At 42.8% G+C, this 13,103-nt stretch carries 27 protein-coding genes; all 27 read right to left on the bottom strand.

Going from position 1 to position 13,103, the window contains the following annotated elements; all coding sequences use genetic code 11:
- Positions 1–15: 15 nt before the first annotated feature.
- Genes rplQ through rplB form a run of 27 tightly spaced genes read right to left on the bottom strand, consistent with a single transcriptional unit; the run spans position 16 to position 13,102 of the window.
- A complete protein-coding gene (rplQ, locus tag AC4E92_RS00235; protein ID WP_490238574.1) occupies positions 16–393 on the bottom strand; it encodes a 50S ribosomal protein L17 in 378 nt (125 codons plus the stop codon).
- Positions 394–396: 3 nt separating this feature from the next.
- On the bottom strand, positions 397–1,395 hold the full coding sequence (locus AC4E92_RS00230; protein WP_490238573.1) for a DNA-directed RNA polymerase subunit alpha: 999 nt from the start codon (positions 1,393–1,395) through the stop codon (positions 397–399).
- A gap of 5 nt (positions 1,396–1,400) precedes the next feature.
- Positions 1,401–2,030: a 30S ribosomal protein S4 gene (gene rpsD, locus AC4E92_RS00225; protein WP_490238572.1), complete on the bottom strand. Its 630-nt coding sequence runs from the start codon at positions 2,028–2,030 to the stop codon at positions 1,401–1,403.
- 13 nt (positions 2,031–2,043) lie between these two features.
- Positions 2,044–2,430 carry a 30S ribosomal protein S11 gene (rpsK, locus tag AC4E92_RS00220; RefSeq protein WP_490238571.1) on the bottom strand — a complete coding sequence of 129 codons (387 nt, stop codon included), beginning with the start codon at positions 2,428–2,430 and terminating at the stop codon, positions 2,044–2,046.
- 16 nt (positions 2,431–2,446) lie between these two features.
- On the bottom strand, positions 2,447–2,833 hold the full coding sequence (gene rpsM, locus AC4E92_RS00215; RefSeq protein ID WP_490238570.1) for a 30S ribosomal protein S13: 387 nt from the start codon (positions 2,831–2,833) through the stop codon (positions 2,447–2,449).
- 19 nt (positions 2,834–2,852) lie between these two features.
- Entirely contained in the window at positions 2,853–2,969 is a 117-nt protein-coding gene (gene rpmJ, locus AC4E92_RS00210; RefSeq protein ID WP_082025976.1) for a 50S ribosomal protein L36, read from the bottom strand.
- Positions 2,970–2,975: 6 nt separating this feature from the next.
- Positions 2,976–3,230: a translation initiation factor IF-1 gene (infA, locus tag AC4E92_RS00205; RefSeq protein ID WP_490238569.1), complete on the bottom strand. Its 255-nt coding sequence runs from the start codon at positions 3,228–3,230 to the stop codon at positions 2,976–2,978.
- Between the two features lie 11 nt (positions 3,231–3,241).
- The gene (gene map, locus AC4E92_RS00200) at positions 3,242–3,991 is read right to left on the bottom strand and encodes a type I methionyl aminopeptidase (RefSeq protein WP_490238568.1); all 750 of its coding nucleotides are present in this window, start codon (positions 3,989–3,991) and stop codon (positions 3,242–3,244) included.
- A complete protein-coding gene (locus AC4E92_RS00195; RefSeq protein ID WP_490238567.1) occupies positions 3,988–4,641 on the bottom strand; it encodes an adenylate kinase in 654 nt (217 codons plus the stop codon). The genes map and AC4E92_RS00195 overlap by 4 nt, the downstream gene beginning before the upstream one ends.
- Positions 4,638–5,927, bottom strand: coding sequence for a preprotein translocase subunit SecY (gene secY, locus AC4E92_RS00190; RefSeq protein ID WP_490238566.1), 1,290 nt, complete (start codon positions 5,925–5,927; stop codon positions 4,638–4,640). The genes AC4E92_RS00195 and secY overlap by 4 nt, the downstream gene beginning before the upstream one ends.
- 1 nt (position 5,928) lies before the next feature.
- A complete protein-coding gene (gene rplO, locus AC4E92_RS00185) occupies positions 5,929–6,375 on the bottom strand; it encodes a 50S ribosomal protein L15 (RefSeq protein ID WP_490238565.1) in 447 nt (148 codons plus the stop codon).
- Between the two features lie 3 nt (positions 6,376–6,378).
- Positions 6,379–6,573, bottom strand: a complete 195-nt coding sequence (gene rpmD / locus AC4E92_RS00180) for a 50S ribosomal protein L30 (protein ID WP_490238564.1) — start codon at positions 6,571–6,573, stop codon at positions 6,379–6,381.
- 2 nt (positions 6,574–6,575) lie between these two features.
- Positions 6,576–7,112 (bottom strand): 30S ribosomal protein S5, encoded by a 537-nt coding sequence (gene rpsE / locus AC4E92_RS00175; RefSeq protein WP_490238563.1) that lies wholly within the window; start codon positions 7,110–7,112, stop codon positions 6,576–6,578.
- Between the two features lie 16 nt (positions 7,113–7,128).
- The gene (rplR, locus tag AC4E92_RS00170; protein ID WP_490238562.1) at positions 7,129–7,497 is read right to left on the bottom strand and encodes a 50S ribosomal protein L18; all 369 of its coding nucleotides are present in this window, start codon (positions 7,495–7,497) and stop codon (positions 7,129–7,131) included.
- Positions 7,498–7,511: 14 nt separating this feature from the next.
- Entirely contained in the window at positions 7,512–8,066 is a 555-nt protein-coding gene (rplF, locus tag AC4E92_RS00165) for a 50S ribosomal protein L6 (protein ID WP_490238561.1), read from the bottom strand.
- 13 nt (positions 8,067–8,079) lie between these two features.
- On the bottom strand, positions 8,080–8,484 hold the full coding sequence (gene rpsH, locus AC4E92_RS00160) for a 30S ribosomal protein S8 (RefSeq protein WP_490238560.1): 405 nt from the start codon (positions 8,482–8,484) through the stop codon (positions 8,080–8,082).
- A gap of 17 nt (positions 8,485–8,501) precedes the next feature.
- On the bottom strand, positions 8,502–8,687 hold the full coding sequence (locus AC4E92_RS00155) for a type Z 30S ribosomal protein S14 (protein ID WP_490238559.1): 186 nt from the start codon (positions 8,685–8,687) through the stop codon (positions 8,502–8,504).
- 13 nt (positions 8,688–8,700) lie between these two features.
- A complete protein-coding gene (rplE, locus tag AC4E92_RS00150; RefSeq protein WP_490238558.1) occupies positions 8,701–9,252 on the bottom strand; it encodes a 50S ribosomal protein L5 in 552 nt (183 codons plus the stop codon).
- 14 nt (positions 9,253–9,266) lie between these two features.
- The gene (gene rplX / locus AC4E92_RS00145; protein WP_490238557.1) at positions 9,267–9,584 is read right to left on the bottom strand and encodes a 50S ribosomal protein L24; all 318 of its coding nucleotides are present in this window, start codon (positions 9,582–9,584) and stop codon (positions 9,267–9,269) included.
- Between the two features lie 14 nt (positions 9,585–9,598).
- Entirely contained in the window at positions 9,599–9,967 is a 369-nt protein-coding gene (gene rplN, locus AC4E92_RS00140) for a 50S ribosomal protein L14 (protein ID WP_490238556.1), read from the bottom strand.
- Positions 9,964–10,251, bottom strand: a complete 288-nt coding sequence (gene rpsQ / locus AC4E92_RS00135) for a 30S ribosomal protein S17 (protein ID WP_490238555.1) — start codon at positions 10,249–10,251, stop codon at positions 9,964–9,966. Before rpsQ ends, rplN begins: the two co-directional genes overlap by 4 nt.
- Positions 10,252–10,257: 6 nt before the next feature.
- Positions 10,258–10,458, bottom strand: coding sequence for a 50S ribosomal protein L29 (gene rpmC, locus AC4E92_RS00130; RefSeq protein WP_490238554.1), 201 nt, complete (start codon positions 10,456–10,458; stop codon positions 10,258–10,260).
- The gene (gene rplP / locus AC4E92_RS00125) at positions 10,455–10,883 is read right to left on the bottom strand and encodes a 50S ribosomal protein L16 (protein WP_490238553.1); all 429 of its coding nucleotides are present in this window, start codon (positions 10,881–10,883) and stop codon (positions 10,455–10,457) included. Before rplP ends, rpmC begins: the two co-directional genes overlap by 4 nt.
- An 18-nt stretch (positions 10,884–10,901) precedes the next feature.
- The gene (gene rpsC, locus AC4E92_RS00120) at positions 10,902–11,531 is read right to left on the bottom strand and encodes a 30S ribosomal protein S3 (protein ID WP_490238552.1); all 630 of its coding nucleotides are present in this window, start codon (positions 11,529–11,531) and stop codon (positions 10,902–10,904) included.
- 12 nt (positions 11,532–11,543) lie between these two features.
- Positions 11,544–11,960 carry a 50S ribosomal protein L22 gene (gene rplV, locus AC4E92_RS00115; protein ID WP_490238551.1) on the bottom strand — a complete coding sequence of 139 codons (417 nt, stop codon included), beginning with the start codon at positions 11,958–11,960 and terminating at the stop codon, positions 11,544–11,546.
- Positions 11,961–11,973: 13 nt separating this feature from the next.
- On the bottom strand, positions 11,974–12,261 hold the full coding sequence (gene rpsS, locus AC4E92_RS00110; RefSeq protein ID WP_041083321.1) for a 30S ribosomal protein S19: 288 nt from the start codon (positions 12,259–12,261) through the stop codon (positions 11,974–11,976).
- 13 nt (positions 12,262–12,274) lie between these two features.
- Complete coding sequence (rplB, locus tag AC4E92_RS00105) at positions 12,275–13,102, bottom strand: 50S ribosomal protein L2 (RefSeq protein ID WP_490238550.1); 828 nt, start codon at positions 13,100–13,102, stop codon at positions 12,275–12,277.
- Between the last annotated feature and the right edge of the window lies 1 nt (position 13,103).

Below are 13,103 nucleotides of genomic sequence, written 5' to 3'. Positions count from 1 at the left end.
GAGGGGATTTTCTCTTCATTGTTTTTCGACAATCTGCAACAAAACCATTTCCGCAGCATCGCCACGTCTTCTGCCAATACGAATTATTCTGGTAAAACCACTTGTCTTATCGATGGATTTAGCGATTTCATCGACAAGTTTATTTGTCAATCGTCTATCACTTAGGTAATAATTTATCTGCCTTCTAAGAGCAACACTCTCTAATTTATCAGCTTTTGCAGCTTTTACCGCTTTTGTCATGAGTTTTTCAAAAGCCCTTTGAACTACCTTGGCTTTGGTCACGGTTGTTACAATACTTTTGTGCTCAACAAGTTCTCTCATCTGATTTTTCAGCAAAGAGCGTGTATGGCTGCCATAAGTACCTATGTGATTTCTTAGCATTCTGTGTCTCATAAATTAACCTCCTTTTTTGAGTGTGAGACCGAATTTCTCCATGAGTTTTGACTTAACCTCATCCAAGGATTTTGGACCAAAATTCTTGATCTTGAGGAGATCTTCCTCCGTTCTTTTCATCAAGTCGCCTATGGTCTCGATTTTGTCACGCCTCAGACAATTGAGTGATCTTATTGTCAGTTCCAGCTCGTCTATTTTTCTTGAGTATATCGCTTCCTCTTCACTTACTTCTTGTTCGGGTTTAGCTTCTTCCTGTGACACAGAAACGAATTCTGTTGTCAAAGGCACCATACCTTCTGGCAAACTCTCAGATATGATCTGCAGATGGTTTGTTAGTATTTCTACCGCCCTTTTCAGCGCTTCATTGGGGAAGATCGTTTTCTTTGTCCAAATTTCAAGAATCATTTTATCGTAATCAGTTTTCTTCTCAACCCTTGCGCTCTCAACTTTGAAGTTAACTTTCATCACGGGTGAAAAAACACCGTCAATTGGTATCCATCCGATTTCAGGATGCTCGTCCAGTTCGCTTGCCGGGACAAATCCCTTACCTGCCTGGGCATACAGTTCAAACATGAGGTCGGCTTCTTCATCGAGTGTGGCTATTTTCAACGAAGGATTTGCAATCTCAAAACCAGCAGGTACCTTTATGTCGCCAGCTGTTAAGACACCAGGTCCCTTCTTCTCGACAATCATCTTTATCTTTTCTCTAACCGGTACCTCTGCCCTCAATTGAACTCTCTTCAGATTCAAAATGATCTCAAGAATATCTTCCTTTACACCAGTAATTGTGTCAAATTCGTGGTATTTCTCCGGTTTTATGAATTTCACACCAACTATTGCAACAGAGGGAATCGATGAGAGCAAGATACGTCTCAGCGCATTCCCGATAGTGGTACCATAACCTTTTTCCATCGGTGAGAGGACATATCTCGCATAATAATATTCTGCTTCTGCTCGCTCTTCTTCGATCTTGAGTTTCTTAGGAACAACGTATTCGATCACACACATCACCTCGAGTAGAACTCAACTATTGCCTGCACGTCTACTGGCAGATCCGTTACCTCCTCAAGATTTGGGAACCTCACAAATGTACCCCTGTAGGAATCAGGATCAACCTCAATCCATGGCACCTTGGTTCTATCTTTAGATGTTTCTATTGCCTGTTTTATAACGTTAATGGATCTACTCTTTTCGCTGACTTCTACTGTGTCACCCGGCTTCAATCTATAAGAAGGCACGTCAATCTTCATACCGTTGACCAAAAAATGGCCGTGGGTTACCAATTGCCTTGCCTGTTTTCTGTTGATGGCAAAACCCATTCTGTAAACTACGTTGTCCACACGAGATTCGACAAGCCTCACGAGATTTTCTCGTGTATCTCCTGGCATTCTCAGAGCTTTTTCAAAGTATCGTTCAAACTGCCGTTCGACTATACCGTATATCCTTTTCATCACCTGTTTTGCGCGCAGTTGTGTGCCGTATTGCGAGAGTTTCCCACGCTGACGTCCATGATCCCCAGGTGCATATGATCTTCTGTCAAATGAACAATGGTCAGTAAAGCATCTTTCACCTTTCAGATAGAGTTTCATACCTTCTCTGCGACACAATCTACAATCTGGTCCAGTGTATCTAGCCATTTCATTCCCTCCCTCAAACTCGGCGTTTCTTCTTAGGCCTGCAGCCGTTGAAAGGTATAGGTGTCACATCTTTGATGCTGTCCACCTCAAGACCTGCTGCCTGGAGTGTTCTAATAGCAGCCTCTCGTCCGGGTCCAGGACCTTTTACCAGAACATCAACGCGTTTTATACCGAGCCTTAGAGCCTCCTTGGCAACCTTGTCGGCTGCAAGCTGTGCTGCGTACGGTGTACCTTTTCTCGTCCCTTCAAAACCGGCTGTACCGCTGCTTGCCCAGATGATTGTAGAACCATCAGCATCTGATAGAGTCACAATCGTGTTGTTGAATGTGGATTTTATGTGAACGATTCCTCTGTCTGTTAGAATTTTTCTTTTTTTCTTTCCTTCTGACCTTCTTGCCATGATCATTCCTCCTCAATCATACGGTTTGTTCTTTCTTCTTCTTTGTCTTTATTCTACTTGGTCTCGGTCCTTTTCTGGTTCGTGCGTTGGAACGAGTTCTCTGACCGCGCACAGGCAATCCAAGCTTGTGCCTCAATCCCCTGTAACAGCCAATATCGATCAATCTCTTAATATTTCTATTTACTTCTGCCTTGAGCTCACCTTCGACCTTGTAATGGTCCTGAATGAATTTCGTTATCTTACTAACTTCTTCATCTGTGAGATCTTTCACTCTTTTATCGGGATCAACACCTGTGTTGTTCAGAATCTCAAAAGCCCTTGTCTTACCAATACCGTACAGATAAGTCAGGGCAACGAAACACTTTTTATTTCCGGGCAATTCGACACCCATTATACGCGCCATTCAGTTCCCTCCCTGTTTTTCAACCCTGCTTCTGGTTGTGCTTTGGGTTTGCTTTGCATATGATCAAAACACGACCTCTTCGGCGAACAATCTGACAGTGCTCACATCTTTTTTTGACAGAAGACCTTACTTTCATATCTTATCAGCTCCTTTCGTCATCGTCATCTTCTTTCTTGTCCAGCTTTTTTCTGTAAACAATACGTCCCTTTGAGAGATCGTATATAGAAAGTTCAACAACCACTCTGTCTCCTGGAAAAAGTCTGATGAAATTCTTTCTCATCCTTCCAGAAATCTGTGCCAGAATCTTGTGACCGTTATCAAGTTCTACGACAAAAGTCGCATTTCTTCTTGCTTCTGTTATCGTCCCCTCCATCTTAATGACATCTTCCTTAGGCATTTCACCACCTCTTAAAACTGTGTCAGAACCTTTGCTCCTGTATCGGTAACCAGAACAGTATGTTCGTAATGAGCACTTCTCTTACCATCGAGCATTACCACAGTCCATCCATCGTCAAGTGTGGACACCTGCCAATCACCTTCACAGATCATAACTTCTATAGCCAGTGTCATGCCAGAAACTATTTTCGCACCAGTACCTGGCTTGCCGTAATTAGGTATTTCAGGTTCTTCATGCAATTGCCTACCTATGCCATGACCCACGTAATCCCTGATGACATTGAAGCCGTTTGCTTCAACAAAGCTCTGTATGGCGTAAGAAATGTCACCAATCCTTGCACCATCCTTTACAACGGATATGGCTTTATTTAGAGCTTCCTGCCCTACCATCATCAACTTTTCACCTATCTCATCAGTACCAGAAACAGAATAGGTCACAGCTCCATCTGCGTATAATCCTTGATATATCGCACCAAGATCAACAGAGACTATATCTCCCTTTTTGAAGACCTTGCTCTTCAAAGGTGCTCCGTGCAAAACTTCCTCGTTCACAGAAACACAAGTCGCATATTTATAGCCCCTATAACCTTTGAAGGCTGGTTTTACATCCAGTTCTTTGAATCTTTTCAGAACAAAGTCTTCAACGTCAGCTGCCGTTGCTCCTTCGACCATGATATCTTTCACTTCCTTGAGTACCAAACCGACAGCACGGCAGGCTTTGGTCATGTGTTCAAGTTCGATTTTCGACTTTATTCTTATCAAGATCTCACCTTTTCTAAAATCTTTATTACTCGGTTTGCCAAATCCTGATGATCAACCTCTGAATCTACCTCAATCAGCAGATCTCTTTTTTGATAATAATCTACCAGCGGCTTTGTCATTTCACAATACAACCTATAACGCTTTCTGACAACTTCTTCTTTGTCGTCATCACGAATCACGAGTTTTACACCACAGTCATTACACAGCTCATCATTTTTAGGACGCATTGAAATCATGTTGTAAATCCTGCCACATTTTGGGCACAATCTTCTGTTTGTGAGTCTTTCAACCACTGTCTGCTCGCTTATTCGTAAGTAAATAACCGCATCTAATTTCTTAGACATCTTCGAGAGTATCTCATCCAATGCTATAGCTTGCGGAACTGTTCTCGGATAGCCATCGAATACAAAACCATTCTGACAATCAAATTTTTTCAGTCTCTCTTCAACTACCTGATTGACGATCTCATCTGGCACAAGCGCGCCAGACTCCAAAATGCTTTGAACTTTACGCCCCAGTTCTGTGCCAGCAGCCACAGCTTCTCTGAACATATCACCTGTTGATATATGTGGAATCTTGAAATGACTTATTAAGTCTTTGGCAAGTGTTCCTTTTCCCGCGCCAGGTGCTCCAAGCAAAACTATCCTCATCTTCCCTTTATCCTTCCTTTTTTGATGAAACCTTCATAATGTCTCATGATCAAATGAGCTTCCATCTGTTGCAAAACATCGAGTGCAACACCAACGGCGATCAAGGTCGATGTACCTCCTATAACTATATCTACCTTCGTAACACCCTGAACAAGGTGCGGTAAAAGTGCAATGGCAACCAGAAAAACAGCACCCATAAAAGTAACTCTGTTGACTATTTTCTGAATGTATTCCTCCGTTGGTTTTCCTGGCCTTATACCAGGTATGAATCCACCATATTTTCTCACATTTTCTGAAACATCGTGTGGATCAAAAACGACAACGCTGTAAAAATATGTAAAGAAGAAAACCATCACACCGTACAGTATGATGTAAAGAGCACTACCAGGTCCAAGAAGGCGTCTGAGAAAATCCCAACCAGCCATCTGAGCAATAGCAGCCGGAATCATAAGTATGGCACTTGCAAAGATTATTGGTATGACGCCTCCCTGGTTGACTTTAACGGGTATATAAGTAGATGCACCACCGTATACCCTTCTACCCGTTACTCGTGTTGCGTACTGGATTGTTATACGCCTTTCTGCCTGCTGCACGTATATAATACCGGCGACAGTAATCAGAGCAACGGCTATGAGAAAGATCCAACCAAAAACGTTCAATCTACCCAGAAGAATTCTGCCAAAATAATTAGGATATCTTGCAACTATACCTGCAAAAATCAGTATTGATATTCCATTTCCTATACCACGTTCGGTAATTCTATCACCAAGCCACAGTAAGAACATCGTACCAGCCAACATGGAAATCGTCGAAATCATCACAAAAGAAAGTGGATTCAAGCCATAAGCAACGATATCTGGATTTTGCCTGACCAGACTGAAAGAAACTATGAACGACTGGAAAGCACCGAGTACTATTGTCAAATTACGTGTGTATTGAGCGAATTTTTTTCTGCCTTCTTCACCTTCTCGCAAAACATCACGAAGCTTCGGTATCACAGAAGACAGCAATTGCAAGACAATTGAGGCATTTATATAAGGAGTCACGCTCATAGCAAAAATCGAAAAATTCTCCAAGGCTCCTCCCGTGAAAACATCGTAAAAGCTGAGTATGCCTCCAGCCGCACCTTCTCCAAATCTCTTGAAAGCCTCACCCCATGCCTGGATATTTATTCCTGGAATGGGAATGTATATACCGAGCCTGAAAACAATCAAAGCAGCGATTGTAAAAAGGATCCTATCCCGCAATTCTGGTATCTTGAAGGCATTTTGCAATGCTTTCCACACGCTATATCACCTCTATTTTACCACCGACCATCTCTATGGCTTTTTTGGCGGCTTTGCTGAATGCGTGCGCTTTAACCGTTAAGGGTTTTGTTAATTCACCACTTCCAAGTATTTTGATACCATCCTTCACTTTTTTTACCAGACCTTTCTTGATAAGAGTTTCAGGTGTGACTTCTTCGTTAGCTTCGAATTTCTCTTCAAGGGATCTTATATTTACCACTGCATAGTTTTTGTGCGTGAAGCTTTTGAAACCAACCTTTGGTAACCTCCTATGTAGCGGGGTCTGCCCACCTTCTAACCACAGATGAACCTTTCCAGATCCTCTTGATTTTTGACCTTTATGACCCCTTCCGCTTGTTTTACCAAGTCCGGAACCAATTCCCCGTCCAACTCTCTTTGGTTCCCTGACTGAGCCAGGAGTGGGTTTTAGATCGTGCAATTTGAGCATTGTTCATTCCTCCTCTTTCTGGAGCTCTTCAACTTTTACAAGGTGTCTGATCTTATTGAGCATTCCTCTGATCTGAGGATTGTCCTGCTTGACAACTTTGTCATGTAATTTCTTCAAGCCAAGGGCTTTTACTGTTTCTCTTTGATCATACTTATATCCGACAGGACTTCTGACCAGTTCAATTACAAGCTTTGGCATCCTCAGACCTCCTTCCTCGTTCCGCGCAAAACCTGGCTTACCGTTATATCCCGAAGTTTAGCCGCTTTGTCCGGTGAAACCAGGGATTTAAGACCATTCAAAGTGGCAAGAGCCAGATTAACTGCCGTCGATGAGCCCAGTGACTTTGTCAGAATGTTCTGTATACCAGCAAGCTCAACAACAGCTCTCACCGTACTACCAGCGATGATTCCAGTTCCAGGGGCAGCAGGCTTGAGAAGAACCTTAGAGGCATCCTGCTTCCCAATTACTTCATGGGGTATAGTGTTCTTGTACAGTGGAACATCTATGATCGCTGATCTGGCGGCGCTTATCGCTTTTCTTATAGCATCAGGTACCTCTCTTGCTTTTCCCAAGCCGACTCCGACCTTTCCTTTTCTGTTTCCGACAACAGCGAGAACCCTGAAACTCAGAGTCTTTCCACCTTTTGTCACCTTAGCTGTGCGTTTTATTTCAACAATTCGTTCCTCAAACTCTTCTGATTCTTTCTTTATCAATTCTTCTTCGAGTATCTCATCCATTCTCTTGTGCACCTCCTCAGAACTTCAACCCGACTTCTCTTGCAGCATCGGCAAGTTCTTTGATTCTTCCGTGATATTTGAATCCACCGCGGTCGAACACTACTTGATTTATACCTTTAGCCAATGCGCGCTGCGCAATCAATTTTCCAACTTCTCTTGCGGCTTCTTTGTTATATGTCTTTACTATTCTCTGTCTCAGCTCTGGATCAAGTGTGGATGCTGAGAGAATCGTATGACCTTTTGTGTCATCAATTAATTGCGCGTAGATGTGCTTTTCGCTTCTAAAAACTGACAATCTCGGTCTTTCGGCAGTGCCGAAGATTTTTTTTCTTATTCTCAAATGCCTTCTGATTCTCTGCTGCCTTCTATCTTGTTTCTTAATCACGCTATATGCCCCCTTTATTTTTTCTTGCCTTCTTTGTGTCTTACCAGCTCATCTTTGTATTTGATACCTTTACCGCTGTAGACATTCACTTCTCGCCACGATCTTATCTGCGCGGCGAACTGTCCAACTACTTGTTTATCGATACCCTTCACAATTATAGTGTTGGGCGCTGGAGTTTCCACTGTGACATTGGCAGGTGCTTCAAGAACCACAGGATGAGTATATCCAACTTGAAGGGACAATTTGTTGCCCTGAGCCTGTGCTCTGTATCCAACGCCAATTATTTCCAGTTGTTTTTCAAAACCACTTGTCACTCCCTGAACCATATTTCTTATCAAAGACCAGTAGGTACCATGGTAAGTTTTGAGAATCTTTCTTTGAGATTTTCGCACAATGGTCGCTTCGTTTTGTTCCACGCGGATCTTGCCATCTTCAAGGCTTACTTTCACATATTCTGGAAAACTCCGTGACAGAGTTCCTTTTGGACCTTTGACTGTTATAGTATTACCTTCTATTTGAACCTGTACACCTTTAGGCACCAATATCGGTTTTTTCCCCAACTTTGACATTTTCTTCACCTCCTTACCAGATGTAGGCGATGATTTCTCCTCCAACTCCAAGGCTTCGTGCTTCTTTGTCGGTCAGAACACCCTTCGAAGTTGTGAGAATAGCTATACCTATACCGTTCTTTACCTTGGGAATCTCGTCTTTTGCCACATATAGACGTCTGCCTGGTTTTGAAACCCTCACAATACCTTTGATAACTCTTTCCCTGTTCCTTCTCTGACCTTTGTACTTCATGTGTATTCTCAAAATTCCCTGCTTTCCATCTTCTATGTATTTGTAATCTTGGATAAATCCTTCTTTCTTCAAAATCTCGCATATCGCTTTTTTCAAGTTAGAAGCAGGAACATCTACGTATTCTTTGAAGACAACATTCGCATTCCTTATTCTCGTGAGCATGTCAGCTATCGGGTCACTCCACATCATTCTCCCTCCCTTACTTACCAGCTTGCTTTTTTGACGCCAGGGAGTTTGCCCTCGAGAGCCATCTTTCTGAAGCAAACTCTGCACAAACCAAACTCGCGATAAACTGCTTTAGGTCTTCCACATATTGAACACCTTGTGTACTCGCGAACTTTGAATTTCTTGGGTTTTTTCCATCTCTCTATAATTCCTTTGCGTGGCATCAAATACCTCCTCTCAATGTTTGAAAGGCAATCCCAAAAGCTCGAGCAATCTCAGAGCTTCTGAATCGGTCTTTGCCGTAGTGACAATTATTATATCCATTCCCTGAGCTCTTGGTGACTGATCTGGTGTCACTTCTGGAAAAACAAATTGCTCTGTCAAGCCAAAGCTGTAATTACCACGACCATCGAAAGAATTGGGATTGAGACCTCTGAAGTCTCTCACCTTTGGCAGAACGACATTTCCAAGTTTGTACAGAAAATTCCACATTCTCAAACCTCGCAGTGTCACCTTAAGTCCCACGTTCATACCCTTTCTCACTTTGAAATTCGAGATGCTCTTTTTGGCTTTTGTGATAACCGGCTTTTGACCAGTTATGGCTGCCAGTTCTTTCATGTGTCTGTTCAAAAGCTCGGCGTTTCTGGAGCCTTCACCAATTCCCATATTGATGACTATTTTCTCAATCTTTGGAACTTGATGTATATTTTTGTAATTGAATTCCTTGATCATTTTCGGCACTATTTCTTTCTCATATTTTTCCTTGAGTGGGATGTACTGAGTACCCATCTTTGGATTCCTCCTCACGCTTTATCTATGACCTCACCGCATTCTTTGCAAACTCTGACCTTTGTTCCATCTTCAAGGAACTTCGCTCCAATGCGAGTTGGTTTATCACAATTAGGGCACACGAGCATTACTTTGCAAGCATATATAGGTGCTTCGCGCTCTATTATTCCACCTTCTCTGAGCTGCGGAATCGGTCTTTGATGCCTCTTCACCATGTTAATTCCCTGAACAACCACTTTGTTCTCTTTGGGAATTACCTTGAGAATTTTTCCTCTCTTTCCCTTGTCTTTACCGGATATCACCTGCACAAGATCATCTTTTCTTATTCTCATTTTTCAATCACCTCTCAAAGCACCTCAGGAGCAAGTGAGATTATTTTCATGTATCCTTTTTCACGTATCTCTCTTGCTACTGGGCCAAAAACGCGCGTTCCACGTGGTTCGTTGAATTTGTCGATCAAGACAGCCGCATTATCATCGAATCTAATATAAGTACCATCCGGTCTTTTAATCGGTTTCCTTGTCCTGACGATAACCGCTTTGACTACCTCGCCTTTCTTGATGGCGGTGTTTGGTACAACATCTCTAACCGAACAAACAACTACATCTCCAACAGTTCCATATTTTTTGTGAAAGCCACCCATCACTCTTATAACTCTCAATTTTTTGGCACCAGAGTTGTCAGCAACTTCAAGATAGCTCTCCACCTGAATCATATCTTTTCACTCTCCTCGGTATCAGGTACTTCCTCAACTACCATTTGTTTCTTCAGTATCTCGACAACTCGCCAACTTTTGGTCTTGCTGAGTGGTCTTGTTTCTTCAATAACAACCAGGTCTCCTACCTTGCACTCGTTTTTTTCATCGTGTGCGTGATATTTTTTGGACTTTTCAACGTGCTTTTTATATTTAGGATGTTCAAATTTCCTGGTTACTTTGACTACAACTGTTTTATCCATCTTATCACTGATGACAATCCCTGTGAGTCGCCTTTTTGCCATATTTGTTTACCTCCTTACTCCGAGTTCTCTTTCGCGAAGAATTGTTCTGATTCTTGCTATATCACGCCTCACTTCTTTGATCTGAGCAGTATTTCTGAGCTGACCCATGGCATGCTGAAACCTCAGATCCATCAACTGCTTCTTTTTTTCCTCTAACAATTTTTTGAGTTCTTCATCTGTGTAATTTCGGATATCGGCTGCTTTCATACAGCCTCACCTCCGATGTGAGAGCGGGAAACTATTTTAGTTGGTATCGGTAATTTACTTGCGGCATACATCAGGGCTTCTTTTGCAACATTTTCTTCCACTCCGGATACCTCGAAAAGTATCTTCCCGGGTTTTACAACACTGACCCATCCTTCAACATTACCTTTTCCTTTACCCTGTCTTGTTTCAGCCGGCTTCTTTGTGTAAGGTTTATCCGGGAAAACTCTTATCCAGAGCTTTCCACTCTTTTTCATAACCCTCATTATAGCGATACGACCAGCCTCTATCTGCTGCGAGGTTATCCAAGCGGGGGCAAGCGCCTTCAAACCCCATTCACCGAAGGCAACAGTTGTTCCACCCTTTGCTTCTCCTCGCATTCGTCCGCGTTGCTGTTTTCTGTATTTTACCCTTTTAGGCATCAACATTTCAAAAACCTCCCTGTACTAAATCTGAGCATCTCCTTTGTATATCCATACCTTTATTCCTATTGTTCCGTACTTTGTCTTTGCAGTAGCCACACCATAATCAATAACAGCCTTAACCGTTTGAAGCGGTAATCTACCACTCAAATACCATTCGCGTCTTGCTATTTCTGCACCAGCAAGTCTACCTGAAACCATTACTTTCATGCCAATTGCACCTTTTCTGAAGGCATCAGACAGTGCGCGTTTCATTGCTCTTTTGTACGAAGCCCTCTTTTCTATCCTGCTTGCAATGTTTTCTGCAACCAATTGTGCATCAGTCTCGGGCGTTTTTATTTCTTCTACATTGACAATGACACGCCTATTCAAGCTCTTTTCAAGATCTTCTCTGAGTTTACCTATCTCTGCACCTTTTTTGCCTATTATTACTCCAGGTCTTGCTGTTTTGATCGTAACTGTGACGCTCTCATTATCGGGCCTTTCTATGAAAATCTCGCTGATACCAGCTTGATTGTAGATAGCCTTAACCATTTTTCTGATCTGTTCGTCTTCCTTCAGCCATGAACCATAATTTTTTTCATTGAACCATCTTGCCTGCCAATCGGCACCGACACCAAGTCTAAACCCTCTGGGATGTACTTTCTGACCCACCGTATCACCTCTCTAAGCTTTCGCTTCTTTAGTTTTCACCGCTACGGTAATGTGGCACATTCGTCTTTGAATCATATCAGCTCTTCCTCGACCACGCGGCCAAACTCTCTTCAAACGGGGTCCATCATCAGCAACGCAGTAAGAAACATACAATGTATCACTGCTGAGTTTTGCGTTATTTTCAGCATTAGCCACAGCAGATTTCAGAACTTTCTCGACAAGCCTTGCAGCCTTTGTTGGTGACATCTCAAGTATCTGAAAAGCTTCGGCGACATCTTTACCACGAATTGCGTTTATCACAGCCCTTATCTTTCTTGGGGAAGATCTCAAGTAACGACCGACTGCTCTAACTTCAGTGGTTTTACTCTCTGAAGCATTTCTGTGCTGAACCGATCTCTTGGGCCTCTTCGTACTGCTTTCTGCGCTCATCGCTGTTCCCTCCTCATTTCACCTGGCCCTTTGTAGCAGCTTTTTTCTCTGCATGACCACCAAATCTTCTGGTAGGTGCGAATTCACCAAGTCTATGCCCAACCATGTTTTCAGTTATATAAACTGGAACGTGTTTCAAACCATTGTGAACTGCTATGGTATGACCAACCATCTCGGGTACAATTGTCGATGATCTGCTCCAGGTTTTTATGATTTTCTTTTCTCCGCTTTCGTTGAGCATTCTGATCTTCTTCAAGAGTTTGATATCAACATAAGGTCCTTTTTTCTGAGAACGTGCCATTCATCACACCTCCTCATCCCTGGTTGCGTCTTCTTACAATGAATCTGTCGGAAGGTCTTCGACCACGTCTTGTCTTGTATCCCTTGGTTGGCATTCCCCAAGGTGTGACGGGGTGCTGTCCTTTTCCTCTTCCCTCACCACCACCCATAGGATGATCAACTGGGTTCATCACCATTGCACGAACATGTGGTCTTCTGCCGAGCCAGCGTGTTCTACCTGCCTTACCCGAGATCTCGTTCTTGTGATCTTCATTGCTCACAATACCAATTGTTGCATAACACTTTATGTGTATTTTTCTCAATTCACCCGAAGGCATTTTGAGCAACGCGTAATTTCCTTCCTTTGCCATCAATTGACATGAAACACCAGCAGACCTTGCTATTTTACCACCCGAACCCGGTCTGATTTCAACATTGTGGATCATCGTGCCAAGTGGTATTTTCTCAAGTGGTAAAGCATTACCTGCTTTGATTTCAGCATCTGGCCCACTCATCAAAGTGTCACCAACCTGCAGGTTGTTTGGTGCCAAGATATATCGTTTTTCTCCATCTGCGTAAAGAAGCAATGCGATTCTTGCCGATCTGTTTGGATCGTACTCGATTGACATGACCTTAGCTGGTACTCCAATCTTATCTCTTTTGAAATCTATAAGGCGATACCTTCTTTTGTGTCCACCGCCTCTAAATCTGACGGTAATTCTCCCGTAATGATTTCGCCCACCGGTCTTTTTTAGAGGCACGAGCAGTGATTTCTCTGGTTCACTTTTCGTTATCTCAGAAAAATCGGGTGTAAGCATGAAACGAATAGCTGGTGATGTTGGTTTATACTTTTTCAAGCCCATG

The sequence above is a fragment of the Pseudothermotoga sp. genome, assembly GCF_031962025.1.
In the GTDB taxonomy this organism is placed as follows: Bacteria; Thermotogota; Thermotogae; order Thermotogales; family DSM-5069; genus Pseudothermotoga_B.
This window is presented reverse-complemented; position numbering and strand designations above follow the sequence as displayed.

What these genes read in the sequence shown, in the direction of transcription:
- rpsD (WP_490238572.1), bottom strand. Translation starts at nt 2,030, where the DNA reads ATGGCTAGATACACTGGACCAGATTGTAGATTGTGTCGCAGAGAAGGT.
- rpmD (WP_490238564.1), bottom strand. Translation starts at nt 6,573, where the DNA reads ATGCCAAAGCTTGTAATTGAACTGGTCAGAAGTCCTGTCGGATATAAG.
- infA (WP_490238569.1), bottom strand. Translation starts at nt 3,230, where the DNA reads ATGCCTAAGGAAGATGTCATTAAGATGGAGGGGACGATAACAGAAGCA.
- rplX (WP_490238557.1), bottom strand. Translation starts at nt 9,584, where the DNA reads ATGAGAATAAGAAAAGATGATCTTGTGCAGGTGATATCCGGTAAAGAC.
- rpsK (WP_490238571.1), bottom strand. Translation starts at nt 2,430, where the DNA reads ATGGCAAGAAGGTCAGAAGGAAAGAAAAAAAGAAAAATTCTAACAGAC.
- rpmC (WP_490238554.1), bottom strand. Translation starts at nt 10,458, where the DNA reads ATGAAAGCAGCCGATATCCGAAATTACACAGATGAAGAACTCAAAAAA.
- rpsS (WP_041083321.1), bottom strand. Translation starts at nt 12,261, where the DNA reads ATGGCACGTTCTCAGAAAAAAGGACCTTATGTTGATATCAAACTCTTG.
- rpsQ (WP_490238555.1), bottom strand. Translation starts at nt 10,251, where the DNA reads ATGGCAAAAAGGCGACTCACAGGGATTGTCATCAGTGATAAGATGGAT.
- rplB (WP_490238550.1), bottom strand. Translation starts at nt 13,102, where the DNA reads ATGGGCTTGAAAAAGTATAAACCAACATCACCAGCTATTCGTTTCATG.
- rplV (WP_490238551.1), bottom strand. Translation starts at nt 11,960, where the DNA reads ATGAGCGCAGAAAGCAGTACGAAGAGGCCCAAGAGATCGGTTCAGCAC.
- rpsE (WP_490238563.1), bottom strand. Translation starts at nt 7,112, where the DNA reads ATGGATGAGATACTCGAAGAAGAATTGATAAAGAAAGAATCAGAAGAG.
- rpsH (WP_490238560.1), bottom strand. Translation starts at nt 8,484, where the DNA reads ATGTGGAGTGACCCGATAGCTGACATGCTCACGAGAATAAGGAATGCG.
- rpsM (WP_490238570.1), bottom strand. Translation starts at nt 2,833, where the DNA reads ATGGCGCGTATAATGGGTGTCGAATTGCCCGGAAATAAAAAGTGTTTC.
- AC4E92_RS00195 (WP_490238567.1), bottom strand. Translation starts at nt 4,641, where the DNA reads ATGAGGATAGTTTTGCTTGGAGCACCTGGCGCGGGAAAAGGAACACTT.
- rplF (WP_490238561.1), bottom strand. Translation starts at nt 8,066, where the DNA reads ATGTCAAAGTTGGGGAAAAAACCGATATTGGTGCCTAAAGGTGTACAG.
- rpmJ (WP_082025976.1), bottom strand. Translation starts at nt 2,969, where the DNA reads ATGAAAGTAAGGTCTTCTGTCAAAAAAAGATGTGAGCACTGTCAGATT.
- rplQ (WP_490238574.1), bottom strand. Translation starts at nt 393, where the DNA reads ATGAGACACAGAATGCTAAGAAATCACATAGGTACTTATGGCAGCCAT.
- rplE (WP_490238558.1), bottom strand. Translation starts at nt 9,252, where the DNA reads ATGGGTACTCAGTACATCCCACTCAAGGAAAAATATGAGAAAGAAATA.
- rplP (WP_490238553.1), bottom strand. Translation starts at nt 10,883, where the DNA reads ATGTTGATGCCTAAAAGGGTAAAATACAGAAAACAGCAACGCGGACGA.
- rplN (WP_490238556.1), bottom strand. Translation starts at nt 9,967, where the DNA reads ATGATTCAGGTGGAGAGCTATCTTGAAGTTGCTGACAACTCTGGTGCC.
- AC4E92_RS00155 (WP_490238559.1), bottom strand. Translation starts at nt 8,687, where the DNA reads ATGCCACGCAAAGGAATTATAGAGAGATGGAAAAAACCCAAGAAATTC.
- rplO (WP_490238565.1), bottom strand. Translation starts at nt 6,375, where the DNA reads ATGCTCAAATTGCACGATCTAAAACCCACTCCTGGCTCAGTCAGGGAA.